Below are 24,327 nucleotides of genomic sequence, written 5' to 3'. Positions count from 1 at the left end.
TCGTAAAGAGTTGCTATTGATACCGTTTAAGTGATCAGTTGTCGCGGAAGTCTTCTTTGCGGCAGGCGTTCTTGGCGAGGCGTTGGGCCCAGGGGGGAGCCTCTTGTCTCCCTTTGTTTTGTGTCGTCCCGTTGAAGTAAATCAAGAGTTGCCAATCAGTATCTCCACCTTCCGAGCCGGGGGTTTCGTCTTCTTCCAGCCAGCGACCGTAGATGTTGTCGTACTCGGGCCAGTTCGGCAGGTCCGGCATGCTGCAAACGGCGTTGACCTCCGCGGCCCTCTCTTCCATTTCAGGACTGCTGACCAAAACCCCGCCATCGAATAGTCCGTTGGGTGTTCCGGGCCGAAATGCCTTGCTGAGCTTGATGGTTGTCTTGCCTTCGATCACCAGAACATCGCCAGGCTGGGCTTCGTGAAGTCGTGTCTCCTTTGGCGCAGATGAGCTGCAGCCTTGGCAGGCCAAGGCGACTGCCGTGGTGAGCAGGATCAGCTGCGCTGAGATGACTTGTTTTGGCATGACGCTGCAACGCCCCTGTGGTCCAAGACGCTTCTCTGTCTACATCGCAGGCCAACCATTAAAAAAAGTTTTTTTTCTGCCGGTGTGTAGCCCTATGAACGCCATGCCAGGAAAGTCAATGGTCAAACTCTGTCTGTAGCAACGGCTACACTGCGTTCACCCTGGATCAGGGCGCATCTACAACGAGCCAAGGAACGGGGGCTCGTCTCTTGCCGTCGTCGCCATGTCAGTTCTCACCTTCCGCGGAGTCCGTTACGAACGGGGTTCTCTGTCTTCCGGCTCTGAAGCTCCTGTTAAGCAGCTGGTCTATCGCTCAGCTGTTCAAGAGAAGCGGGTCATTCGCTCGGCTCCCACAGCGGAGCTGCTTCAACTAGAGGGCCCCAAAGAGAACAACCGCTTTGTGTATCGCGGTGTTCCGGTTCGCTCGCTTCAGGCCAAGCGGCTTGACCGTGCTCCGATTCAACAGGGAGGTGTCATTCGCTCTCGCATGACAGCCGAATTGCTCGGCATCAATCCCGTGAAAGCTGCTGGTGCTCCTGTGCGGCCCCGTGGTGTTGTGCGGTCTCGCGCTACGGCTGATCTGCTGAAGCTGGATTGCACGAGGGCCAAGTCAACCCGTGTTTATCGAGGTATTGCGTACTAAGGCGGTTGGTCTGTCGTGATCAGCTCGCCCAGAGGGTTTCGGCTACTGGTTCGTCTTCTCTGGCGTAGTCGCTGACGTCGGCTCGTACATGCAGCATCTGGCCGCTGATCGACATTTTCCAGATTTCCAGCCTGGCGTCCCTGGGAGCTTCAAACCAAAACATCTCGGTGGGCATCACCACTTTTTCTATGTAGAAGTGATCGGTTCCAATGCACTTCACGATCACCATCCGGTCGGTGTCGTTGCGATAGATGCATTCCATCATTTGAGTCAAGCCATTGCTTGACAATTTCGCTGTGTTGGGGTTCGAGAGGTGTCTATTTCGTCACCGAATCCTCACACCTTTAGATTTCGTTTAGACGGAGGGATACAAAGCCTGTTGATTCGGTAGTAGCGGCGACAAATTTCATGTTCACGTTTTGCCTCTCGGGGAGAGGGAGTCTTTGTTGCGTAGTGAACATAAACGACTGAATTCGTTTCGGATGAAACAATTATTTTTCTTTGCTCTCCGCATCATTGCTCTGTCAATAGAGGTATTGAGAGTGGAAGAATCAGTCAGCTTGAGTATTACTCAGCAGTTTGATGTTGAGCGCATGAATCGAGCCATCGATTCAACAAGTGACGCTCAGCAATTGCAGATGCTTGCCCAGCGATTGCTCCAGGCTTGGCATTCGCAGCGTGCCGCAACTGCCTGGGTGGCGAGGCAGCGGCAACAGTTGGGCTGAGTGTGGTCCTCGGCTGGTTTTACGCGGCGATCTCAGGAGAAAGGAGCTGCGGGTTGTGGTTGGGTCGTTTTAAGGATGGCTGATCCCCTCTCAAGATCTGGGATCCTCGATCAGCTTGTCCCGCTGCAGCCAGATCAGCTTGTAACGCCGAATTGCAGCTCCGAAGCCGCGACCAGCTGGGCAGTTGATGCGCAATAGGTGCCTGCATCAGTTTTGCAAGACCAGGCCGTAAGAGGCCTGCAAAGTTCTGAACAGCCAGTTCCTCGCCATGACGGTCGTAGGGCAGTCGGTTGATCGCTGAGTCGAGACCGAACTGACGCACGCGATCTTCGCCAACGCGTCGATAGAGCACTTCCAGCGTCGGCAGTTGATCCATCGACATCACGCAGCCTTCATGTTCCATCAGGCCGCGTAAGACCGTGCCAAAAATTTCGCCGGCCATGCGTTGCAAGCCCTCTGTCGGTTGCTGCCCCAGTTCTTTGTGTTTGTGGTCGAACAATCCCAGATCAACCTGAGCAATTCGGCTCGGTGCCACGTGGCGGTAGACCTCTGATAGCAAGCCGACCTCTAGTCCCCAGTCCGATGGGATCCGCAGATTCATCGCCAAATCTGTGGTGAAGGCGAATTCGCCAGCGAGGGGGTAGCGGAATGACTGCAGGTAAGCCAGGTAGGGGAGCGGTCCGAAAATCTGTTCCAGACTGGCCAGCAACGGGCCTACAAACAAGCGGGTGGCGCGCCCTTGAAGCGCCTGGGTCTCAAGGGAAAGGCGGCTGTAGAAGGCTTTGACATAGGCCATGCCGTGGGATCGATCGAGCAAGGGGCGAAGCATGCGCTCCGGATACGCCGATCCAAAGGTTCTGATGTCGGCATCGAACAGGCCAACGACCTCAGCGTTTTGGCATGCCACCCCCAGCCCCTGCCAGACGGCCCATCCTTTGCCTGGTGGGCCGGTCACATCGAGCCCCAGGTCGCCGACGGATTCGAGTAGCTCCCGAACCGCGGGGCCGTTGGTCCAGTGCACCCGTACGGGGAACGGCATCCCTTCAAAAAACTGTTCTGCTGCTTTGACGTCTTCGGGGCTTTTGGCCGCCAGCGCCACCACCAGCTCGTTGAGGCCCTTTAGTCCAGAGAGCGTGTCTCGGATCAGGCCGAGGGCCGGGCGGCTGAATTCTTCCATCAAGCAGGGGATCAGCAGCGTTGTGGGTCGCTGACTCAACTCCTGGTTAAAGGCAACTGCATCAAGATTGCCCAAGCTGTAGTCGTGAACGGTGCTTATCAGGCCCTGCTGAAAATCCATGTGGTGTTCGATGCAACAACAGAGGTCAGAGTCCTGCCCCATACCTGAACGGTGTTGAGGAGGAAGGCAATGCAGCCCCCGCGCGAAGAGACGCTGCGGAACCTGCTTGGCAATTTGTACCCGAATGATTCTTCCGGGGATGGCAAGGAGTTGTCGTCGCAATTGCTGCAGATCTTGAGCGAATCGTCTGCAGATGGCGATACCGAGACAGATGCAGTGCGACGCGTTGAGCGTTGGGATGGCCGCGCTGTGGTCTTGATCACCTACGCCGACACGATTGGTGATGACGGTGTGCCTGGTCTTCAAGCCTTGAAGTCCTTTGTGAATCGCCATCTGCACCCCTTTGCACCAGTGATTCATGTGTTGCCGTTCCTGCAATCCACCAGTGATGGAGGTTTTGCGGTGGCCAGCCATATGTCTCTTGAGAAGCGTTTCGGCGATTGGAGCGACCTTGCCGCCCTGGCCCAGGGGAGACGGCTTATGGCCGATCTCGTTCTCAATCACGTGTCGGCGTCTCATCCTTGGGTGCAGCAGTTCATGCGGGATGAAGATCCCGGTCGCTCTTGTGTGCTGGAGGCTGCTCCCGATCCCTGTTGGTCGGATGTCGTTCGTCCTCGCAGCTCCAATCTGTTCACGCAGTTGAGGGGGCCCAAAGGTGCGCGTCAGGTCTGGACCACCTTTGGCCCCGATCAGGTGGATCTCAACTGGCGCAGTGCGGAGGTGCTGCTGGGCTTTGCCCGTCTGATGCAGCGCATGGCCCGGCATGGGGTGCGTTGGATTCGTCTGGATGCAGTGGGTTTTGTCTGGAAGCAGCCCAACACCTCTTGCATTCATCTGCCTGAGGCGCATCAACTGGTCCAGGTGCTTCGCCTGCTCCTCGATCAGGTGGGACCGGATGGCGTTGTGGTCACCGAGACCAACGTGCCGGAGCAGGAAAACCTCTCGTACCTGAGAAGTGGTGATGAAGCGCATCTGGCCTACAACTTTCCACTGCCGCCCTTGCTGCTGGAGGCCAGCGTCAGTGGTCGGGCCGATCTCCTGAATGCCTGGTTAAGTCGATGGCCCGACCTTCCGCAGCAGACGGGGTTGCTCAACTTCACCGCCTGTCATGACGGCATCGGCTTAAGGCCGCTGGAGGGACTGATGTCCCAGAAACGTTTGCTTCAACTGTTGATCGGCTGTGAGCAACGGGGTGGATTGGTCAGCCACAGGATGCTCAGTTCTGGGGAAGAAGTTCCCTACGAGATCAACATCAGTTGGTGGAGTGCCATGGCGGATGGGGGGATTGATCCCACCTATCTCCAACGGGAGCGGTTTCTGCTCACCCAACTCATGATCCTGGCTTTGCCAGGGGTGCCCGCTTTTTATCTGCCGGCGCTTTTGGCGGCTCCCAATGATCTAACTCGTTTTCGTCGGACGGGTCATCGACGGGATCTCAATCGGCCCCAATTCACGGCCCAGGCCTTGGAGCGACGCCTGGCGGACCCTGATGCCGATGCATCGGCGCTGCTTCCGTTGCTGAAGCGGGCGCTTGCCGAAAGGGCTGTTCATCTGGCCTTGCATCCTGATGCCCCCATGCAGGTGCTGAGCGCTGACCGCCTTGATCGCGTCATCCTGCAGCGTTCCTATGGGGGGGAAACGTTGGTGGCTGTTCACAACATGACGGCATCGCGCCTGAGTTTGCGCCTCAGTCGTCTGGGCGGTGATGTGAACCAGCCCTGGGCCGATTGCCTGAGCGGTCATGTCTTTGCACCACATCAGTTGCATTCGCTAGAGCCTTACGCGGTGCATTGGTTGGTACAGCCATGACCGCGAGTGTCGAGTCGACGTGGTGGGTGGTGACCGATCTCGACGGCACCTTGTTGGATCACACCTACGACTGGTCGCCGGCGAAGGATCTTCTCCGCCAGCTGCAAGAGCTCAGGATCCCTGTGATTCCATGCACCAGCAAAACGGCGGAGGAAGTGCGTGTCTTTCGCGCAAAAGCGAGCCTTCATGACCCATACATCGTTGAAAACGGTGGCGCGGTTCACGGTGAAACCTTTGATGGAGATGCCTGGGAGTTGCCGCTGGGCCCCGGTTGGACCGAGCTGAAGCCTCGGTTGCAGTGTCTCCAGAACGAGCTTGGAGAGCCTCTTCGTCCTTTGGATGAACTCAGCGAAGAGGAAGGTCTGCAGTTGTTAGGGCTTGGTGGTGAATCCTTGCGCCAGGCGCAGCGACGCTGTTGCAGCGTGCCCTTTGTCCCGCCCTCTGCGGAGGGTCGGTGTCGACTTCAGGCTCTGGCGCAGGGGATGGGCCTCACGGTGGTGCAGGGCAACCGAATGGGGCATCTATTGGGTCCGGACATCAGCAAAGGCAAGGCCTTGGCAACCCTGAAGCGTCATCTGGGAGCCGAGCAGGTGAAGGTCTTGGCTTTGGGAGATTCCCCCAACGATCTGCCGCTGCTCGAGGTGGCCGACGTCGCTGTTGTGGTTCCTGGGCCTGACGGCCCCCACCCGGAGTTGTGTTCCGGCATCGCCTCAGGACGATTTCAGTTGGCCGGAGCCCCCCATGCCATAGGTTGGGATGAGGCTGTGCGCCGGATTCTCAGGATCGAGGCGGTTGCTGGCTCCCCCTGATCAGTCGAGCAGGGAGTGCCATAGCTCCAACGCACGCGTCGTTGCGGCCATGGGCCTGCCGTTGTGGGCCGCGATCGGCCGGCAGCTGAGGCTGTTGATCAGAACGGCTTGATCATTTGCTTCGAACTCTGCCGTCAGCTCAGTTTCTACCGCCAGCCCCTGGGCCAGAGCACGGCCCCGCATCACCCCCGGAAGACAGCCGCTGCTGAGTGCTGGGGTGAGCCACTGTCCGCGACGCCTGATCATCAGGTTGGCTGTCGTTCCACAGCACATGGCTCCTGCTGTATTTAAGAGCAGAGCATCGTCAACGCCTTGGTCCTGCGCTTCCCTGCGGGCCTGGATGGCTTGCCCATAGGCGAATGTCTTGCAACGGCTCAGTCGGCTGGAGGCATTGCGGTGCTCATGGCGACTGGTGATTGTGGTTACTGGTGTGAAAACCGCGCTGCAAGGGTGCAGGCCGAGCCAGAAGCGATGGATGCTGGAGTTCGGCAGCGCGATGCCGCGCTGTTCCGTGCTGCCTCGACTCCAGTTGAGGCGTAGGGCCCCATCGCTTTCGTTCAGCTGAATGCGTTGAATCGCTTCTTGAATTAAAGGCTCCAGCTCGTTGTGCTGCGGGGGTGGGTCCATGCCCAGCAGCGCAGCACTGTTCGTCCATCGCTGCAGATGTTCATGCAGGAGCTGCGGCTGTCCGTTGCGGATCAGCACGGTTTCGAAAAGGCCGTCGGCCAACAGCACTCCGCGGTCGTCGAGAGGAAGGCTCAGAGCTGCTGCGGTTCCCCAGTGGCCGTCGATCCAGGCAATGGATGTGCTCATGACAGAGCCTCCAGCAATGGCTGCATCTTCCACATCAGTTCCTCCGCTTCGCTGTCGGGGTCTGAGTCAGCAACAATCCCGCAGCCGGCATGGGCGCGCAGGGTGTCTCCCTCGCGCAGGACGGAGCGGATCAGGATGTTGCTGTCGAAGGTGCCATCCCAATCGATCCGCAGAATCGAGCCGCAATAGGGGCCGCGGCTGGTGGGTTCCAGTGCGTGCAGGCGTTGGCAGGCCCGCAATTTTGGTGCACCACTGATCGAACCCCCCGGCCAGCAGGCCTGGAGTAAGTCAACCCAGTTCAGGCCGTCCTGCAACTGGCCCTCAACAACGGACGTGAGGTGGTGCACGGCGGAGTAACTCTCGAGACCAACCAGTTGGGGGACGCGGATCGAGCCCGGTTGGCATACCCGGCCGAGGTCATTGCGCAACAGATCCACAATCATCACGTTCTCGGCGCGGTCTTTGTCGCTGCTCACCAGTTCTGCAGCGAGTTCGGCGTCGCGTTCGGGCAGCGAATGACGGGGGCGGGTGCCTTTGATCGGGCGGGTTTGCACAACGCCATTGCGGTTCATCTGGAGGAACCGTTCCGGGGATGCGGAGAGCAGTGCTTCCTCGTGCCCTGTGATCATCAAGCCCGCAAACGGGGCGGGGCAGGCCCGGCGCAGTTTGAGAAACAGATCGATGCTGCTGGTCCCTGGAGGCCAGGGTGTGCTGCAGCAGGCGGTGAGGTTGGCCTGGAACAGGTCGCCCGCCGCGATCAGGTTCTGGATGCGTTTCACGCCGGCGGCATAACTGGGAACCGGTGTGTGGTGATGCCATGCCCCCAGTGGGATGCCCTTCACTTGCTTCGTGGACGGCGGGACGAGTTGGCTGAGTGTCTCGGACAGGGTCTGCAGCGCTTCAGTTGTTGTCGCTTCGATCCAGACTTTGCGGTGCTGCAAATCAAAACGCAGCACAGGATCGTGACGGGTGATCCAAAGCGTGGCCATCCCATCGCTGGCCCAGGGATTGCCCGGTTCCACCCAGGCGGCGGCTTCGTAGCTCAACCAGCCACACCAATGTCCTGGTGATAGTCCGCGAAGAGCCGCGAAGGGATCTGTGGCATCTGGATCGCCAGGCAGTCCCCGGCAGCAGATGGTCTCTTGCGGGTTCACCGCCAGCGTCGCCCAGCGGCCGAGGTCGCTGCCATCGCCATCCAGCCAGATCAGGCCTTGCTCCCCATAGATATGGACCAGTTGGCGGGCCAGGGCTTGGGGTTCCTGCCAAGGCAGTTCAAGCCGCTTCGGGCTGATCATTCGATCGCCTGACTGCAGAGATCGGCCCGTCCTGCGTCGCGCAGTGCTGCATCTCGAATGCGGCAGCTGTCACAGACACCGCATGGGGTTATTCCGCCGCTGTAGCAGCTCCAGGTTGCCGCGATGGGAACACCCAGGCGAAGGGCTTCTTCGACGATGCGAACCTTGCTCCACTGCACAAGGGGTGCCCAGAGCTGGGCGCCGTGACCTTCTCGACCGGCCTTACTGGCCAGGTTCGCCAGAGCCTGGAAGGCCTGGAGGTAGTCGGGTCGACAGTCTGGGTATCCCGAGTAGTCGATTGCATTGACGCCAAGAACCAACCGTTCGGCCCCGCGAGCCTCAGCCAGGCTGAGGCCAATGGAAATAAACACGGTGTTGCGCCCGGGTACATAGGTGGGCGGGATGCAGCCGTCCTCGACGCCATGGGTCGGAATGGAGATGCTGGCGTCGGTCAGGGCTGAGCCTCCCCAGCTGGCCAGATTCACCGCGATGCAGTGATGTTCGTCGAGGCCAAGACGGTCGGCAATGGCTGCAGCGGCCTCCAGTTCGCGCCGGTGTCGCTGGCCGTAGTCGAAGGAGAGGCCAATGACGCGGTCGCCTTGCTCAAGGGCAAGGGCTGCAGCCGTGGCGGAATCCAGCCCACCCGAGAGCAGCGCGATCGCAGTGCGTTGACTCATCTCAGGACGGTGAGTTCGTGAAGCGCGCAATAGTCCTGATCATCCAGGTCACCTCCCTGCGCATCCTCCAGAAGTGTGGCAAGGCCCTGAAGTCCATTGGTTTGAAGCCCCGCTGCAGCGGCTTCCTCCAGGAACAGCCGGAGATCCTTGCGCAGGAGCGCGGTGCTGAAATTGGGATCGCTGTAGTGCTGATCCAGCATGCGCTGGAGTTTTTTGTCGAAGGTTGGTGCGTAGAGCGCAGAGGGGCGCAGGATCTTCATGAAGGTCTCCACCGGAACACCGCTCTGCTGAATCAAGCGGATCGAGAGTGAAAAGCTGTGGGTGAGGCTGGCGATCATTTGATTCAGTGCAAGCTTGGTGGCGGCACCACTGCCCACCGGGCCCACGTGCATTGGCTGTTCCGCGAGGTGAGTCAGAAGCTCGTGCTGTTGATTGAAGTCGAGGGCTTCACCGCCAGCCATCACCAGCAGGGTGCCGTTTAAAGCCTGGGGGCGGCTCCCGAGAACCGGCGCTTCCAGATAACTCCCGCCCTGACCCGCCACATGCTTGGCGAGGTTGCGGCTTTCTTCCACGCCCATGGTTCCCATCGGGATCACCGTTGATCCCTGCAGATGTCCAACCCCGTCAATCACGGAGGTTGTCGCTGATGCATCCCGCAAGACGGTGATGATTGGCCGGTGATTTTCGACAACCTGCTCTAGATCGTCGATGACGTTGGCTCCCATCGCTGCCAAGGGGGCGATGCGGGAGGAGTCACGATTCCAAACGTGGACATTGAGCCCCTGGTGTAGCAATCGCGTGGCGATGGCCGTTCCGAGGAGCCCTGTGCCCAGAACGGCCACTGAGGTCATGGCTCAGACGATCGAAAACTTCTGTTCAACTTCAAAGTAATGGAACTGATCACTGGCCAGAAGGTTGCTGAGAAGTGATCGTTGATCCACCGTTCGCGCATCGGAGAGTTCAAGCACTGCAAAGCTGTTCCTGCTGGCGTCAACGACCTTGACGTGGTCTAGACCGTTGTAGGCCGCATTGTTGTTGCGCACCCCCCTTTTGAGCTGTCGGAGCGTGGAACGCCGCTCCTTGCTATTGCCATCAATGCTGGCGATCAGGGTTCCGCTCAGTTCGTGATCTTGAAAGTCGCTCAGGGTCTGTGCGGTGATTGTGTCTTGTGATCTCCAGGCGCCTGAAGCTCGAGAGTTGCTCACGGAACTGCTGGCACTGGAGTTGCTGGCCGAGCCGGTGAGCAGATCTTCAATGCTTGATGGTGAGAGATTGCGGTCATGGCCCTTCAGCAGGCCAGCGACACCGGCGACGTGGGGTGCGGCCATCGACGTGCCGTTCGCGTTGCTGTAGCCACCTCCCGGAACGGCTGAATAGATGTTTACTCCTGGTGCCGTGACGTAATCCAGCTCAGTGCTGCCGGCTCGATTGGAAAATCCAGCCAGTGCCCGGTTCTGATCAACAGCACCCACGGCGATGCCTTGGTTGATGGCATGGGCGGCTGGATAGTCCGGTGAGCTTCCACCGGAGTTGCCCGCCGCCATTACAACAACGCTTCCTTGTCCTGTGGCGTAGCTGATGGCATCAGCCATGGCCTGGCTGTAGCCCCCGCCGCCGAGAGACATGTTGATTACGTCCGCGCCCCTGTCAGCGGCCCAGCGCACCGCGGAGATGATGTCGCTGGTCCAGCCGTATCCGTCATCGTCCAACACCCGCAAGGGCATGATGTTGGCGTCGTAGGCCACACCGGTGATGCCATTCCCGTCGTTTGCGCCGGCAATGGTGCCGGCCACATGGGTGCCGTGACCGTTGCCGTCATCAGCGGTTGAGTCTCCATCGACGAAGTCGTACCCACCGACGATTCGTCCTGTGAATTCGGGGTGATCGAGATCGACGCCGGTGTCAATCACTGCAACGGTGGATCCGCTCCCTGTGGCACCTGAGAAGGAGCCGCCTCCACCCCAAACTTCAGGGGCATTGACATTGTCGAGACCCCAAAGATTTCCTCCAAGTGCATCAACGGAGTCGAGCGAAACCCCCAGCAGTTGTTCGAAGGCACGTTGCGCATTGACATGGCCATAACCATCGGAGCTACTGAAACCAGGGTCCGGAGCATTCAGCGTTGTAGCGCTCAGGGTGTATGTGCCCGTGTATGCGTCGTAGTAAGAACCGACGTCGAGGTAATGGGTACCACTTGTATCGGCGGTGAAGGTGATCTGTGAATTAAGACTGGAACCTGACTTGTCGTCGTTGTAATCAATTAGTGAAGATGACGCATTGCGCAGATATAAAAAAGGATCCGCAAGGCTGTCTCCTTCAAGGTTGAATTGATAACGCACACCTGCCGTCAGGTCGATGGCAAACCAGTCGCGATCTCCGGGATCTCCAAGCTCGCCTGACGCTGAGTTGTTGACCGTGAGGCGCCCTGAGGTGGATGGGCTGTCGCCGTAGTCATCGTTGCCGTCGGGATCCAACCCTGGGACCCCTGGAACGGAGACGATTTCCGTTGAGATCGATTCCTTAAAGCCTTGTCCATCGGTGTATTGGACCAGGGCATTGAGTTGGTGACCGGCGATTTCCGAAGTAATCGCCAGCTGATCGGATGTGCTGACTTCCCACCAAGTCATTCCGTCCAACGAGGCTTGCCAGCTGATCTCCATGGCGCCATCGCCATCGCCATCGGGATCAGTGCTGGACCGTGCGATGGAGAGGGTCTGTCCGACGCGAGGAGTGCCCTGGATCAGGAAGGTGGCGTCACCGTCATCGACGTAGGGAATGGTGAGCGCATCTGTATTGATGGATTCGTCGAATCCCTGCCCATCGGTGTAATCGACCTTTGCAACAATGCGATGCCCTTCTAGTTCGTGGGGAATGTTGAAGGTGCTCTCGGAACTGATGCGAGACCAGTTGACCCCATCGGTGGATTGGAGCCAAGAGATGGATGGTGAACCATCGCCATCGGGATCGTTGATTGAGCGTGTGACGGAGAGGGTCTCTCCCACTTCTGGGGTGCCTGTGATGAGGAAGGCGGCGTCACCGTCATCGATGTAGGGAATGGTGAGGATGTTGGTGTCAATGGATTCAGCGAATCCCTGTCCATCGGTGTAATCGACCGTTGCAACAATGCGATGCCCTTCTAGGTCGTGGGGGATGTTGAAGCTGCTCTCGGAGCTGCTGCGAGACCAGTTGACCCCATCGGTGGATTGGAGCCAGGAGATGGAGCGTGTGCCATCACCATCGCCATCAGGATCGTTGTCGGACTTTGTGATGGAGAGGGTTTGTCCGACTTCTGGGGTGCCTGTGATGAGGAAGGCGGCGTCACCATCATCGACGTAGGGGATGGTGAGCGAGTTTGTGAAAACAGTTTCATCAAAACCTTCACCATCGGTGTAATCGATTTGCGCACGGATCTGTGAGCCATCGAGGGAGCTGGGCACCTTCAGTGTGCTGAGGGTGCCGATGGTGGTCCAGTTGTCCCCCCCTGAGGATGACTGCCATTTGATGATGGGGTTTCCGTTGCCATCAGGGTCATTAGACTTCTGCTCTAGCTTCAATATTTCGCCAACAGCAGCGGTTCCAGAAATGACATAACTGGCATTTCCCGCGTCGACGTAGGGGATATCCAGCGCTGGTGTGAAAACAGTTTCTTTGAAACCATCGCTATCGACGTAGTCAATCCGCGCGCGGATTTGTGAACCGTCAAGGTTGGTTGGAACCTTCAGCGATTTTTGTGTGCCGATTGTTGTCCATCCTCCAGACTTTGAGGATGATTGCCATGTGATAGCGGCTTTTCCGTTGCCGTCCGGGTCATCAGCCTTGCGTTGAACTTTTAATCTCTCGCCAACAGCAGCAGTTCCTGACAGGACGTAGCTGGCATCTCCAGCATCGACCAAGGCATCAGCCTCAATCACCCCGTCGCCGTTGAAATCGATGCCAAAACTAGCTTCATAGCCTTGAGATCCAAGTGCCCGTTCGGACAGCCAGCGTCCTTTCGATTGAATTATTCCTTGGGCATTGATCTCCCAGACCTTGTGCTTGATCTTTCGGGATTGATTGTTGTTAACTAAGGCGAGATGGCCCTGCTTTTCAGGAACCGCCGCGAGGATGGACCATTTCGTGGACGTTTTGTTGGAAAATGTTTTCCCTGATTTTGTGGAGATAAAAAGAGGATTGCCGGAGTTATAGAGCTGATATGCGGTTTTCTCAGACCCATCCACAAGGCCATTGCCATCGTCGTCCTTTGCTGAGGTAAATGTTGAAGGACGAATTAGGTTTTGTTGCTTAAATTTCCCGCTATTTTTTTGAGTGACCTTGTTCCCCGTCGCTCCTTGCTTTGTCTTTTTTGACGGGTTTCTGTTAGGCATCGATCGAAGAGGTTGATCGGTGGTTTGGTCGTGACGATTGATTGGTGTCGACTGCAGCCAGTATTAGATCAACATAGCTCCAGTTGGGGCTAGAAGTTCTGTCTGTCCTTTTGGGCAGAGAACTCGCTGAAGTAGGACAGCCGACAACCTCGCCCCTCAGCGGATTCCTAGCCATTTGTGGCTTTGAATGCTGAGGCGCCATTTGGCGTGCTGAAGCACATGCTTCACAGCCAGCTGTTCTCCTGTTGCGCTCTCCCATCCAGGTTGCAGCAATCGCAGGGTGTCGTCGTGGCACTTCATCTCCATCGCAGCAGCGAAGCGGATGTCTTCCGGGCCATGCACCACGACTTTCAGCTCATGGCAAGCCTGCAAGAGGTCATGCCTGGGAGGTTGGTGGCGTTTCGGTGAGAGGGTGATCCAGTCAAAACGTCCACTGAGGGGATCCACGCCACTGGTTTCCAGGTGAATGGGCAGGTCGACGTGATGATTAAGAGCTTGTGTCAGGGGGGCAAGGTCTTGATGAAGAGGTTCTCCACCCGTGACCACCACAAAAGCGGCTCCGTTGTTTTGTGCGTTCAGAGCCTGTTGAGCCAACGTCTCCACGGCAATGGCGGGATGCTGATCAACGGGCCAGGAGTGTTTGGTGTCACACCATGGACAACCCACATTGCAGCCGGCAAGACGGATGAAAAAAGCACTGCGCCCTGCATGGTGACCCTCTCCCTGTAGGGAATGGAAGGTTTCCACTACCGGGAGACGTTGGAAGTCAGCCATCAATGCGGTTCACGGAATCGCAATGTCCCCTTGTTGCCTTAGGGCCTGGGCAGGTGAATCGGGGAGACGTTGTTGGGCTGCCTCGATCAGACCCCGGAACAAAGGATGTGGTTTCCCAGGCCGGGACAGGAATTCGGGGTGGTACTGGCAGGCTGTAAAGAAGGGATGCCCTTTCAGTTCGATCAACTCCACCAGTCGTCCGTCCGGGGAGGTGCCACTCACCACATACCCGGATTCCAAGAACAGATTGCGATAGGAATTGTTGAATTCGTAGCGATGGCGGTGACGTTCATAGACCACTTCTTCTCCGTACAGCCTTTGGGCCAGGGTTTCCGGGGCAATCCTGCAGGGATACACCCCGAGCCGCATCGTGCCACCGAGATCAACCACGTCCTGCTGTTCCGGCAGCAGGTGAATCACGGGATGCGGAGTTCCCGCATCCAATTCGGCACTGGTGGCATCCGTGAGACCGGCCTGGTTGCGTGCCCACTCGATCACAGCGGTTTGCATTCCGAGGCATAGCCCCAGGAATGGAACGCGTTGTTCCCGGGCCCAGCGAATCGCTGCAATTTTTCCGTCAACGCCACGGTTGCCGAAGCCACCGGGCACCACCACCGCATCCATCCCCCGCAACAGTGCATCGGCACCATCGGATTCGATCTGTTCTGCGCAAACCCAGTGCAGATCGAGAGAGGCATCCTGGGCAATGCAGGCATGCTGCAGTGCTTCGACAACGGAGAGATAGGCGTCGTTCAGCTGGACGTACTTGCCCACCAAGGCGACTTTCACCGAGGGGCCGGGATTGCGGAGGTTATGCACCAGCTGTTCCCATGCCGCCATGTCGCTGTCATGGTCTGCCAGGTTCAGCACGTCCAGCACTTCACGGCACAGCCCCTCCTGCTCGAGGGTCAGGGGAACGGCATAGATGCTGTCGGCGTCCAGTGAGGGGATGACGGCACGGGTTGGTACACCACAGAAACCGCCGATCTTCCGTTTGAGATCGTCGCTGATGTCGCGATCACTGCGGCAAACCAGCACATCGGGCTGGATGCCGATGGAGCGCAGTTCCTTGACCGAGTGCTGGGTTGGCTTGGTCTTGAGCTCGCCAGAGGTGCCGATGAAGGGCAGCAAGGTGACGTGGATGTAGGCCAGATCATTGCGACCCACGTCACCCCGGAACTCGCGAATGGCTTCGAGAAAGGGCAGCGATTCGATGTCACCGACGGTGCCGCCGATCTCGGTGATCACCACATCAGCGTTGCTGTTGGACGCAACCCGGTGGATGCGCTCGCGAATTTCGCCGGTGATGTGGGGAATGACCTGAACGGTGCCGCCGTTGTAGTCGCCGCGGCGTTCTTTATTGATCACCGATTGGTAGATCGAGCCTGTGGTCACGCTGTTCAGCCGTGACATCGCCGTGTCGGTGAAGCGCTCGTAATGGCCGAGGTCGAGATCTGTTTCCGCGCCGTCTTCGGTGACGAACACCTCCCCATGCTGGAACGGGCTCATCGTCCCCGGATCCACATTGAGGTATGGATCCAACTTGAGGATCGAAACGTCGTAGCCCCGTGACTTCAGCAGCCGGCCGAGGCTTGCCGCCACGATCCCCTTGCCAATGCTGGACACCACACCACCGGTGATGAAGACGAATTTGGCCATGACCTGCCAGGCGACTCTTCAAATTACCTGGCGTTGGTCGTGTTCTCCAGAGGCCAGTCGGTGAATGCGCTAACTGTCGAGCAGGCTGCGCAGCATCCAGGCGGTTTTTTCATGTACCTGGAGGCGTTGCGTCAAAAGGTCTGCACTGGGCTGATCGTCTGCCGCGTCTGCCAACGCGAAAACACTGCGCGCTGTTCGTGCCACCGCTTCATGGCCCGCCACCAGCTCCCGAACCATGTCCAATGCTGCTGGATGTTGCTCGGCTTCTGTGATGGATGACAAGGCCGCCAGGGTGCTGCCGCCATGGGGGGCCATCAGGCCAAGGGCACGGATCCGTTCGGCAATCTCATCCAGTGCGGTCCACAGTTCGGTGTACTGCTCCATGAACATCAGGTGCAGCGTGTTGAACATCGGCCCGGTGACATTCCAGTGGAAGCCGTGGGTTTTTCCGTACAGCACGTAGGTGTCCGCCAAAAGCCGGCCAAGTCCATCGGCGATGGTGCTGCGCTGCTCTTGGGAGAGGCCGATGTCGATGTCCATGTCCATGGATTGCTGGGGACAGGTGAGCTTTGGGTTTACGAATCCAGGCCCTGGATGTAATCGCGGACTTTGCTGCGTCGTTGGGGTTGTCGCAGTTTGAGCAAGGCGCGGGTTTCGATCTGACGAACGCGTTCTCGAGACAGCTTCAGCTCTTCTCCGATCTGGGCCAGCGTTTGGGGTGTGTCGTCCTCCAGCCCAAAGCGGCGGCGCAGCACAGCGGCTTCCCGGCTGGTGAGTTCGTCCAGCAGATGTTCCAGATCGTTGTGGAGTTCGTGGTGGGTGAGGGTTTGCTCAGGGGTGGCATGACCGTCTTCGATCAGATCCCCGAGCTGGGTGTCCTGTTCGCGGCCGACGCGGGTGTCCAGAGAGACCGAGCGTGGCACCCGGGCCAGGGTCTGGCGCACGGTGTCCTCACTGATGCCGAGCTCTCTCGACAGATCCGCGATGGAGGCGATGCGCCCTTCGTTGCTCGCAATTTCTTGCTGAACCCGCTTGATCCGGTTCAGTTTTTCGGTGACGTGGACGGGCAAACGTATGGTGCGGCTCTGGGTGGCGATCGCCCTGGTGATGCCCTGACGGATCCACCAGTAGGCGTAAGTGCTGAAGCGAAAGCCACGGGTGGGATCGAACTTTTCCACCGCCCGTTCCAGCCCGAGCGTCCCTTCCTGCACAAGGTCCAGGAGTTCCATGCCTCGCTGCTGATATTTCTTGGCCACCGCCACCACAAGCCGCAGGTTGGCCTGAATCATGTGGTCTTTGGCCCGCCGCCCGTTGCGAAGGGCAACCCTTAAGTCTTTGGCCTCCAGTTGTGCCTGCTCAGCCCAGACCTGGTAGCCCACGTCGATTCGCTGCTGCAACTCCGGCAAGGGCAGCCCGGCCGCCCGGGCCCATTCTTGCTTGGTCGGCCAGTGGCTGTGCTGGTTCGCTTCGCGGCGCTGCAGCTCTTCGAGACGATGAAGTTCCCCAATGGCCGCATGGCTATCGGCCAGATCCCGTTGCTGGTGCAGTAGTGCTTCGCGGCGCTGCACCAGACGCGCCAGTGTGACCTCCTCTTCGTTGGTGAGAAGGTCGACGCGGCCAATGTCCTGGAGATACAGCCGCAGCAGATCCGTCGTGCCGCTGCTGCGGCGCTCACGGGTTCCCCCTGTCCGTCGGGGCTTACTGGGCAAAAGCTGGCCTTGGTGAAGTCCAACTTCAGGGTTCCTCGCCGTTGACCGCGGTGCGACAAATGCGCTGATTCCCTTCGGGATCTGCTCAGTCCAGCTTCAGAGGTCAGTCCTCCTGGTCGGGCTCCACCCAGGTGCTGGCCACATGCAGTTCCTCCAGCTGCTTGTCGGCCACGCCACCAGGGGCATTGGTCATCAGGCAGCGGGCTTGCTGGGTCTTGGGGAAGGCGATCGTGTCGCGGATCGATTCCTCGCCGGCCAGCAGCATCACCATGCGGTCTACACCGAAGGCCAGGCCGCCGTGGGGAGGCGCGCCCACATCGAGAGCATCCATCAGGAAGCCGAACTGCTCCTGGGCTTCCTCGAGTGGCAGGCCAACGGTTTGCAGCACCTGGCGCTGCAGGGCGGAGTCGTGGATCCGCAGGGAGCCGCCACCGAGCTCAAGGCCATTGAGCACAAGGTCGTAGGCCTGGGCCCGAGCGCCGGGGAGGGTCTCGGCCCATTGCGTCGCATCGCTGCCGAGATCATCGGCATTGGGAGCGCAGAAGGGGTGATGCAGCGCCTCGTAGCGGTTCTCGTCGCTGTTGAACTCGAACATCGGGAAGTCCACCACCCAGAGGAAGTTCCACTGATCGTTGTCGCGCTCGGCCTTTACCATGCCCAGCTCCTTGGCCAGGTACTGGCGCACGCGGTCGAGCGCCTTGTTCACCGTGGCGGTGTCGCCAGCGCCGAACAGCAGAAGCGTGCCGGGTTCCGCGCCGGTGCGGCTGAGCAGCTCCTGCTTCTGTTCATCGCTGAGGTTGTCCTTGATCGCACCGATCGTGTCGATCTCCCCGCCATCGCGCACGCGGATGAAGGCCAAGCCACCGGCACCGGCTTTCTGAGCTTCACTGAACACATCGCCGCCGGGTTTGATCCGTACGTTGGAAATGGCGTCATTGCCGCCTGGCACGGCGATGCACTTCACCGCGCCGCCTGACTTCACGGCACCGCTAAACACTTTGAAGCCCATGTCCTTGACGATGTCGCTGACGTTGGTGAGCTCCATGCCATAGCGGGTGTCCGGCCGATCGGTGCCGTAGCGCTCCATGGCGTCATGCCAGGTCATGCGGGGGAAGGGACGAGGCAGCTCGATGCCTTTGACCGCCTTCCAAATGGCGCAGATCAGCGATTCGTTCAGCTCCAGGATCTGCTCCTGATCCATGAAGCTCATCTCGATGTCCAGCTGCGTGAATTCCGGCTGACGGTCAGCGCGCAGATCCTCGTCGCGGAAACAGCGGGCCACTTGGTAGTACCGCTCAATCCCACCCACCATCAACAACTGTTTGAACAGCTGCGGCGACTGGGGCAATGCGAACCATTCACCGCCGCAGACTCGGCTGGGCAGCACATAGTCGCGGGCGCCTTCGGGTGTGGAGCGGGTGAGCACCGGTGTTTCCACCTCGATGAAGCCTTCGTCCTCCAGGAAACGACGGGCGGCCTGGATCGTCTGGGCCCGAAGCCGCAGGTTGTCGTTCATGCGCGTCCGGCGCAGATCCAGATAGCGGTGCCGCAGCCGCAGTTCCTCGCGGGTGTTCTCCTCGTCGTGCACAGACACCGGGAACGGCAGATTGCCCTTCACGCTGTTCAGCACGGTGATGCCGCTGGCCAGCACTTCCACAGCCCCGGTGGCCAGCTTGTCGTTCAGGGATTCGCCAGGGCGTGCTCGAACTTTGCCTTCAACCTGCAGCACGGTTTCGCTGCGCAGATGCTCGGCGACGGCGAAGGCGTCGGCCCCCAGATCTGGGTCCACCGTGATCTGCACCGTGCCGCTGCGGTCCCGCAGGTCGATGAAGATCACCCCACCGTGATCACGGCGTCGGTCTACCCAGCCGCACAGTTGCACCTGCTGATCGATGTTCTGTTCGCGCAGGTCGCCGCAACCGTTGCTGCGCATGGGATATCTCAACTGGAGAAGAGCGAGTTTCCCACAGCAGCGGTGAGGTTCAGGCTCGTTTGTAGAAGGGCTTGCGAACGACCGTGGCCGGTTGGGCCTTGCCGCGGATCTCAACACTCAGTTCAGTGCCGATTTTGGCCAGGGATCGGGGCACGTAGGCCAGGGCGATCGCTTCTCCCAGGGTGGGCGACCAGGTTCCACTCGTGACGATGCCGACCGTCTCCCCGTTGTGCATGACGGGGTAGTCGTGGCGGGCGATCGCGCGACCCTGAAGCTTGAGGCCCACCAGGCGTTTGGCGGGGCCGGATTCCGCCGCCTGCTCCAGAGCTTGTCGGCCCACAAAATCCATGGGCATTTCGAGGTGCACGAGCCAACCCAGCCCTGCCTCGAAGGGGTTGGTTTCGTCGGTCATGTCCTGGCCGTAAAGGTGCATGGCGGCCTCCAGGCGCAAGGTGTCCCGCGCCCCAAGGCCGCAGGGGGTAACGCCGCGATCCAACAAAAGCTGCCAGAGCTTTTGTCCGTCCTCGGCCTTGAGCAGCAGCTCTGCACCGTCTTCGCCGGTGTAACCCGTGCGAGCACTGAACACCGGTTGACTTAGGCCGTTGAGCTGGAGTACCCGGTGGCCAAAGCGGGGCAGGCCGCTGAGGTCTTCGCCGCTCAGCTCCTGCAGCAATGGCATGGCCTCAGGTCCCTGAAGCGCGAGCAGCACCCCTCCGTTTTTGATGTCAGTCACCGTCAGGCCAGCGGGTTCCATCTGGTCACGGATCCAGGCGGTATCGCTGTCGGCGCAGGCGGCATTGATCACCAGCACCAACGCACCTCGTTCGGCATCGATGGCGCCGCAGTCGTAAACGATGAGATCGTCGCGAATGTTGCCTTGCTCGTTCAGCAGAACGGAATAGCAGGCTTCGCCGGGACCGATGCGGTGCAGATCGCTGGGGATGAGCCGTTGCAGCGCATCCTTGGGATTGGCACCTTCCAGGCGCAGCACTCCCATGTGGGAGATGTCGAACATGCCGACCCGTTCGCGAACGGCCTTGTGTTCTTGGATGAGGCCGCTGAATTGAACCGGCATCTCCCAGCCGGCAAATGGCACCATGCGGCCACCAACACTGCGGCAGAGCTCGAATAGGGGAGTGCGCTGCAGAGACATGGGGGCGGCCGTTGCGAAGCGCATTCTTATGGAGGGCTTCACCATCCGGAAGGGAACCCGGAAATCGGCCCTTTGCTGCGGTCCGTTTCCCAAACCGTCACTACCGTTGGCGGACTCAGATTTCCTCCTTGGCCAACAGTCCCTGCTGTCGCAGTTGTCAACACTGCAGCCTTGCTGCAGGGTCGAAAGGTTGGTGCCGACTGCGCCGGTTGGAGGTGCATTCCGAACTTTCGGATCTCGTGGTCTGTCACCACTGGACCCCCCGTACTCCAAAGCTTCCTGTTCTGCAGAGCACTGGCGTTGCTGAGTGTCAGCTGGAACTGGATCGCAGCTTTACTTGAGCTCGGATCGACAAATTCGCCGTGTCCTCTGTGATGGTCAGCATTCGGCGGTCACGGGATACTCCATTCATTCAGGTTTTTGACGTTGTCTGCCTCAGCTCCGCTGACTCCTTTGGAACTCATCCAGGAACAGCCTGAGGTAGATCGCATGATGTTGCCGACCGGCACAACCGTCTTCCGAGCAGGGGAGCCTGTGCAGTTCATTCATGTGATTGAACGTGGATGGATGGAACTGAGCAGTGGTCTGTTGAACCGCATTCGGTTTGGTTCCGGTGAATTGTTTTTCTATGAGGATCTGGTGGATCCCACCGAGTGTCACAGCCGTGATGCCACGGCTGTGACACCTGTTTCGCTGTTCCGCCTCAGTCGTTCCAACTTTCTGACGCTCATCCACCGGCACCCAACACTGGTGCTGCAACTTCTCAGCAAGCAACACAGCCGTTTGCGGCAGCAGCGGGTTGATGCGCGCCACTTCTATTGATCGGCTCCTAGGAGGAGCAGAAGGCTGCGGGACACCTTGGCGGCCAGTACGGAGCTGATGCCACTGGTGTCGAGTTGTGGGGCCAGTTCCACAACATCGGCAGCCACCAGGTGATGCTCTCGGAGCACCTCCACAAGCCGGGCGAAATCAGACCAGTAGTAACCACCAGGTTCGGGTGTACCGGTTCCAGGAAGAACGGAGGGATCGAACCAGTCCAGGTCGACGGTGAGATAGAGGGGCCTTCCTTTGAGGGGAGAGAGCGCCTGTCGAAGGGCATCGATGTCTGGCATCAGCCGACCGCTTCCATGCAGTTCGTTGAATTCCTCCCGCGTTCCACTTCGGATCGAGAGTTGAAACAGCGTCTGGCTTGGAAGGATGTCCAAACAGCGGCGCATGGCGCAGGCGTGGCTGTGGCGCGCCCCCAGCCAGGTGTCCCTGAGATCGGCATGGGCATCCAGCTGCACCAGCACCAGGTCGGGGTGGCGTTGGGCAACGGCCTCCACCGCACCGGAGCTGATCGAATGCTCCCCGCCCAGCATCAGGGGCTTGAGGCCTAGAGCAAGCACAGCTTCGGTTGCCTGCTTCACCTTGATCAGAACGGGTTCAGGGTTGCCAAAGGGAATATCAACGGCACCGAGATCCGCAAAGTTGAGATCCTCCAGATCCCGATTGAGCTGCGGGCAATAGGTCTCTAGGCCGGTGCTGACCTCTCGGATGGCGGCGGGTCCGAAGCGGGTGCCAGGGCGAAAGGAGGTGGTGCCGTCGTACGGGACCCCGAATAGGCCGACGCGGCAGTCGGCAGGGTCGCGTCGGGAGCCCATGAAAATGGTTCCGTCGCTGTCAAACAACCCGTCAAGCAGCTCACTCAGCGGCATTGCCGTCATGACTGCAACTCCCGTTCGATGAAGGCCGGCATGGCGTCCATGGCCCCCCGTTGCCAGCGCGGTGACCAGATTTCACATCCTGCGGCAATGGCCTTGGTGCGCTCGGGGTCGGGAGTGCGGTAGTGGGGCGCTCCCATCGCGGCGAAGGTCCAGCTCCACCAGCCGCTGGGGTACATCGGCACCCAGCCATAGAGCGGGTCGGCGTGATCAAACACCTCGCGTAACAGCCGCACCATGGCGATGTGGACATCGCGGAAGGCTTCCGGAGACTCGCTCTGCGTGCCGAATACCCCGCCGGGCTTGAGCAGGCGTCGGCAGTTTTCGAAGAAGGCTTGGTTGAACAAACCTTCTGCCGGTCCTGCCGGGTCAGAGCCGTCGACCAAAACAACGTCATAGCTCTGGTCTTCAGCCTCGGCGGCCCAGGCGATGCCATCCCCCACCGTGAGCTTGAAACGCGGATCCGCCCAGGCGGATCCGCCGATCTCTGGGAGGTGTTCTCGGCTGAGTTCCACCACCCGCCCGTCAATTTCCACCATGTCCAGCCGCTGGACCCCTGGATGGCGCAGGCACTCCCGGGCGGTGCCGCCGTCTCCACCGCCAATCACCAGGACCCGCTCGATGGAGCTGGCACTGCAGAGCGCTGGGTGCACCAACGCTTCGTGGTAATGCCGTTCTTGGTGTTCCGCTGTCATCCAGCAGCCATCGAGCAACAGTCCCCGCCCATAGCGCTCACTGCGAATCACGCTGATCCGCTGGAACGGACTGGTCTCCTCGACCAGCACCTCTCCCTTCAATCCGTAGCGGACGCCGCGGTGCTCTTCGTCAATCCAGCTGCTCATGGGGTGGCGAGGCATCTCTCCAGCTAAGCCTCTGGCGCGTGCGGTTTTGAACACCGTCAGTAGTGCCTCAGTGTTGACAGGCCTCTAGATGTGGTGTTCGATACGGGAATGGCAGGGAGCGTCGCCTCCTCACGGTTCTCCCTCCGCCTTTTTGCGTCGCAGGTTTTTTCAACTGCCGCCAATCCCTTCCTGCGGATTGATGGCTTATTTGTAGAGGCTCTAGGTCTGGTTATGTCACATACTTTGCCTTCGAATAAATCAGGCGGGCAAAAAGCCATTTTTTTGCTCTTGATCCGGGACATGTGTGGTGCAAGATCTGGTCGTCAATGAGCGCTTGATCATTCCGTCCAGAGATCTGCGTTGGCGGTTCAGTCGCTCATCTGGTCCAGGCGGGCAGGGGGTCAATACCACCGATTCCCGTGTGGAGTTGGTGCTGGATGTCGAGAACTGCTCTGGCCTTGGTCCATTTCGTCGCGCCCGACTGGTGGAGTACTTCGAGACAAGGTTGGTGGAGGGCTGTCTTCGTGTTGTGGTCGCTGAAGAACGCTCCCAATGGCAGAACCGTCAGAAGGCATTGCATCGCATGGCGGAGCTTCTGCGGGAGGGCTTGCAGCCACCGCCTCGTGCACGCAAATCAACTCGGCCTGGCCGCGGTGCGGTGAAGCGGCGTTTGGACACGAAGAAGAAGCGTGGTGATCTCAAGCGTCAACGGCGGAGCCGGCCATCCATGGACGACTGATCGATTAATTGGATCCGGACGTTGAAGACTGTTCTGCCCTGATGGCAGCTTTGGCCTGTTTCCAAAGGACTTCCAGTTCGTGGATGCTGCGTCCTTGCAGATCCCCACCCAGGGCGGCTTCAACGCGGGAGAAGCGATCCAGGAAACGCTGATTTGTGCCGGCGAGGCCCTCTTCAGGCCCGATGCCGCACCAACGTGCCACGTTCACCAGGGTGAAGAGCAGATCGCCCAGCTCCTCCTGGGCGTGGCCTCGGTTGCCGTTGGCCACGGCCTCCTTGAGTTCGTCAAGTTCCTCATGGACCTTCTCCCAGACGCCGTCCATGTCATCCCACTCGAAGCCGGCCTTGGCCGCTTTTTTGGAGATGGTCATCGCTCCGGCGAGGGCCGGCAGCCCACGCACCTTGGTTCTGAGCTGGTCGCTGAGCGGACTGGTTGCGCCAGCCAGGGCTTCTGCTTGCTCCTGCCTCTTGATGGCGTCCCAGCTGCGGCGAACGTCGTCACTGCTGGAGGCCTCGGCATCGCCGAACACATGGGGGTGACGGCGGATCATCTTTTCGCTGATGCCATTGGCAATTGCATCGAGATCGAACCGTTGCTCCTCCCCAGCGATCTGTGCATGAAGCACCACTTGCAGCAACAAGTCGCCGAGTTCCTCCTTGAGGTGGTTGTCATCACCATGACGGATGGCATCAGCCACCTCGTGGGCCTCCTCCAACACGTAGGGCACTAAGGAGGCATGGGTTTGTTCCAGGTCCCAGGGACAGCCCGTTGTTGGATCTCTGAGTTGTGCCACGACCTCGATCAGTCGCTGCATCGCATCAGATGGTGCGTTGGCCATGCAGGGTCAACAACTTGGGTGACGCCCA

At 59.4% G+C, this 24,327-nt stretch carries 24 protein-coding genes; 7 read left to right on the top strand and 17 right to left on the bottom strand.

The window, feature by feature from the left end; genetic code table 11:
- Nucleotides 1-34: 34 nt before the first annotated feature.
- Nucleotides 35-517 (bottom strand): hypothetical protein, encoded by a 483-nt coding sequence (locus tag SynPROSU1_RS13380; RefSeq protein ID WP_186570924.1) that lies wholly within the window; start codon nt 515-517, stop codon nt 35-37.
- 223 nt (nt 518-740) lie between these two features.
- On the opposite strand from SynPROSU1_RS13380, the gene SynPROSU1_RS13375 reads away from it, so the two are divergent.
- Nucleotides 741-1,160, top strand: a complete 420-nt coding sequence (locus tag SynPROSU1_RS13375; RefSeq protein ID WP_186570923.1) for a hypothetical protein — start codon at nt 741-743, stop codon at nt 1,158-1,160.
- A gap of 19 nt (nt 1,161-1,179) precedes the next feature.
- Here SynPROSU1_RS13375 and SynPROSU1_RS13370 read toward each other — a convergent pair whose 3' ends face one another.
- Complete coding sequence (locus tag SynPROSU1_RS13370) at nt 1,180-1,425, bottom strand: DUF1830 domain-containing protein (RefSeq protein ID WP_186570922.1); 246 nt, start codon at nt 1,423-1,425, stop codon at nt 1,180-1,182.
- 217 nt (nt 1,426-1,642) lie between these two features.
- Between SynPROSU1_RS13370 and SynPROSU1_RS13365 the strand changes: the two genes are divergently transcribed.
- Nucleotides 1,643-1,885, top strand: a complete 243-nt coding sequence (locus tag SynPROSU1_RS13365; RefSeq protein WP_255444696.1) for a hypothetical protein — start codon at nt 1,643-1,645, stop codon at nt 1,883-1,885.
- Between the two features lie 19 nt (nt 1,886-1,904).
- On the opposite strand, the gene SynPROSU1_RS13360 is transcribed toward SynPROSU1_RS13365, so the two are convergent.
- Nucleotides 1,905-3,182: a glycosyl transferase gene (locus SynPROSU1_RS13360; RefSeq protein WP_186572414.1), complete on the bottom strand. Its 1,278-nt coding sequence runs from the start codon at nt 3,180-3,182 to the stop codon at nt 1,905-1,907.
- Nucleotides 3,183-3,251: 69 nt separating this feature from the next.
- Between SynPROSU1_RS13360 and SynPROSU1_RS13355 the strand changes: the two genes are divergently transcribed.
- Together SynPROSU1_RS13355 and SynPROSU1_RS13350 are read left to right on the top strand one after the other, a co-directional pair.
- Complete coding sequence (locus SynPROSU1_RS13355; RefSeq protein WP_186570921.1) at nt 3,252-4,991, top strand: alpha-amylase family glycosyl hydrolase; 1,740 nt, start codon at nt 3,252-3,254, stop codon at nt 4,989-4,991.
- Nucleotides 4,988-5,800 (top strand): HAD-IIB family hydrolase, encoded by an 813-nt coding sequence (locus tag SynPROSU1_RS13350; RefSeq protein ID WP_186570920.1) that lies wholly within the window; start codon nt 4,988-4,990, stop codon nt 5,798-5,800. Before SynPROSU1_RS13355 ends, SynPROSU1_RS13350 begins: the two co-directional genes overlap by 4 nt.
- Here the strand turns inward: SynPROSU1_RS13350 and SynPROSU1_RS13345 are convergent, their stop codons facing one another.
- The 11 genes from SynPROSU1_RS13345 to gcvT all read right to left on the bottom strand — a co-directional run bounded on the left by SynPROSU1_RS13345 (nt 5,801) and on the right by gcvT (nt 20,177).
- Nucleotides 5,801-6,613 carry an aminotransferase class IV gene (locus SynPROSU1_RS13345; RefSeq protein WP_186570919.1) on the bottom strand — a complete coding sequence of 271 codons (813 nt, stop codon included), beginning with the start codon at nt 6,611-6,613 and terminating at the stop codon, nt 5,801-5,803.
- Nucleotides 6,610-7,908 carry an anthranilate synthase component I family protein gene (locus SynPROSU1_RS13340; protein WP_186570918.1) on the bottom strand — a complete coding sequence of 433 codons (1,299 nt, stop codon included), beginning with the start codon at nt 7,906-7,908 and terminating at the stop codon, nt 6,610-6,612. The genes SynPROSU1_RS13345 and SynPROSU1_RS13340 overlap by 4 nt, the downstream gene beginning before the upstream one ends.
- Nucleotides 7,905-8,585, bottom strand: coding sequence for a 7-cyano-7-deazaguanine synthase QueC (queC, locus tag SynPROSU1_RS13335; protein ID WP_186570917.1), 681 nt, complete (start codon nt 8,583-8,585; stop codon nt 7,905-7,907). The genes SynPROSU1_RS13340 and queC overlap by 4 nt, the downstream gene beginning before the upstream one ends.
- Nucleotides 8,582-9,436, bottom strand: a complete 855-nt coding sequence (locus tag SynPROSU1_RS13330; protein ID WP_186570916.1) for an NAD(P)-dependent oxidoreductase — start codon at nt 9,434-9,436, stop codon at nt 8,582-8,584. The genes queC and SynPROSU1_RS13330 overlap by 4 nt, the downstream gene beginning before the upstream one ends.
- Before the next feature lie 3 nt (nt 9,437-9,439).
- On the bottom strand, nt 9,440-12,478 hold the full coding sequence (locus SynPROSU1_RS13325) for a S8 family serine peptidase (protein ID WP_255444695.1): 3,039 nt from the start codon (nt 12,476-12,478) through the stop codon (nt 9,440-9,442).
- A gap of 627 nt (nt 12,479-13,105) precedes the next feature.
- The gene (locus SynPROSU1_RS13320; protein ID WP_186570914.1) at nt 13,106-13,723 is read right to left on the bottom strand and encodes a 7-carboxy-7-deazaguanine synthase QueE; all 618 of its coding nucleotides are present in this window, start codon (nt 13,721-13,723) and stop codon (nt 13,106-13,108) included.
- A 9-nt stretch (nt 13,724-13,732) separates the two neighbouring features.
- On the bottom strand, nt 13,733-15,382 hold the full coding sequence (locus SynPROSU1_RS13315) for a CTP synthase (protein WP_186570913.1): 1,650 nt from the start codon (nt 15,380-15,382) through the stop codon (nt 13,733-13,735).
- Between the two features lie 69 nt (nt 15,383-15,451).
- Nucleotides 15,452-15,928, bottom strand: a complete 477-nt coding sequence (locus tag SynPROSU1_RS13310; protein WP_186570912.1) for a Dps family protein — start codon at nt 15,926-15,928, stop codon at nt 15,452-15,454.
- A gap of 29 nt (nt 15,929-15,957) precedes the next feature.
- On the bottom strand, nt 15,958-17,091 hold the full coding sequence (locus SynPROSU1_RS13305) for an RpoD/SigA family RNA polymerase sigma factor (RefSeq protein ID WP_186570911.1): 1,134 nt from the start codon (nt 17,089-17,091) through the stop codon (nt 15,958-15,960).
- A gap of 103 nt (nt 17,092-17,194) precedes the next feature.
- Nucleotides 17,195-19,024, bottom strand: a complete 1,830-nt coding sequence (gene aspS, locus SynPROSU1_RS13300) for an aspartate--tRNA ligase (RefSeq protein WP_186570910.1) — start codon at nt 19,022-19,024, stop codon at nt 17,195-17,197.
- Nucleotides 19,025-19,073: 49 nt separating this feature from the next.
- Nucleotides 19,074-20,177 carry a glycine cleavage system aminomethyltransferase GcvT gene (gene gcvT / locus SynPROSU1_RS13295; RefSeq protein WP_186570909.1) on the bottom strand — a complete coding sequence of 368 codons (1,104 nt, stop codon included), beginning with the start codon at nt 20,175-20,177 and terminating at the stop codon, nt 19,074-19,076.
- 128 nt (nt 20,178-20,305) lie between these two features.
- Between gcvT and SynPROSU1_RS13290 the strand changes: the two genes are divergently transcribed.
- Complete coding sequence (locus SynPROSU1_RS13290) at nt 20,306-20,518, top strand: hypothetical protein (RefSeq protein ID WP_186570908.1); 213 nt, start codon at nt 20,306-20,308, stop codon at nt 20,516-20,518.
- A gap of 85 nt (nt 20,519-20,603) precedes the next feature.
- Nucleotides 20,604-20,999, top strand: a complete 396-nt coding sequence (locus tag SynPROSU1_RS13285; RefSeq protein ID WP_186570907.1) for a cyclic nucleotide-binding domain-containing protein — start codon at nt 20,604-20,606, stop codon at nt 20,997-20,999.
- Here the strand turns inward: SynPROSU1_RS13285 and speB are convergent.
- The gene (speB, locus tag SynPROSU1_RS13280) at nt 20,993-21,883 is read right to left on the bottom strand and encodes an agmatinase (protein WP_186570906.1); all 891 of its coding nucleotides are present in this window, start codon (nt 21,881-21,883) and stop codon (nt 20,993-20,995) included. The genes SynPROSU1_RS13285 and speB overlap by 7 nt on opposite strands.
- Nucleotides 21,880-22,722 carry a polyamine aminopropyltransferase gene (gene speE / locus SynPROSU1_RS13275; RefSeq protein WP_186572413.1) on the bottom strand — a complete coding sequence of 281 codons (843 nt, stop codon included), beginning with the start codon at nt 22,720-22,722 and terminating at the stop codon, nt 21,880-21,882. The genes speB and speE overlap by 4 nt, the downstream gene beginning before the upstream one ends.
- Before the next feature lie 304 nt (nt 22,723-23,026).
- Between speE and arfB the strand changes: the two genes are divergently transcribed.
- Nucleotides 23,027-23,461 carry an alternative ribosome rescue aminoacyl-tRNA hydrolase ArfB gene (gene arfB, locus SynPROSU1_RS13270; protein ID WP_186570905.1) on the top strand — a complete coding sequence of 145 codons (435 nt, stop codon included), beginning with the start codon at nt 23,027-23,029 and terminating at the stop codon, nt 23,459-23,461.
- 4 nt (nt 23,462-23,465) lie between these two features.
- Here the strand turns inward: arfB and mazG are convergent, their stop codons facing one another.
- Nucleotides 23,466-24,299 (bottom strand): nucleoside triphosphate pyrophosphohydrolase, encoded by an 834-nt coding sequence (gene mazG / locus SynPROSU1_RS13265; RefSeq protein WP_186570904.1) that lies wholly within the window; start codon nt 24,297-24,299, stop codon nt 23,466-23,468.
- Nucleotides 24,300-24,327 lie beyond the last annotated feature (28 nt).

The organism is Synechococcus sp. PROS-U-1, assembly GCF_014279755.1.
Taxonomy (GTDB): Bacteria; Cyanobacteriota; Cyanobacteriia; order PCC-6307; family Cyanobiaceae; genus Parasynechococcus.
Note: the sequence above shows the minus strand (reverse complement) of the source record. Positions and strands in the feature narration are given on the sequence as shown.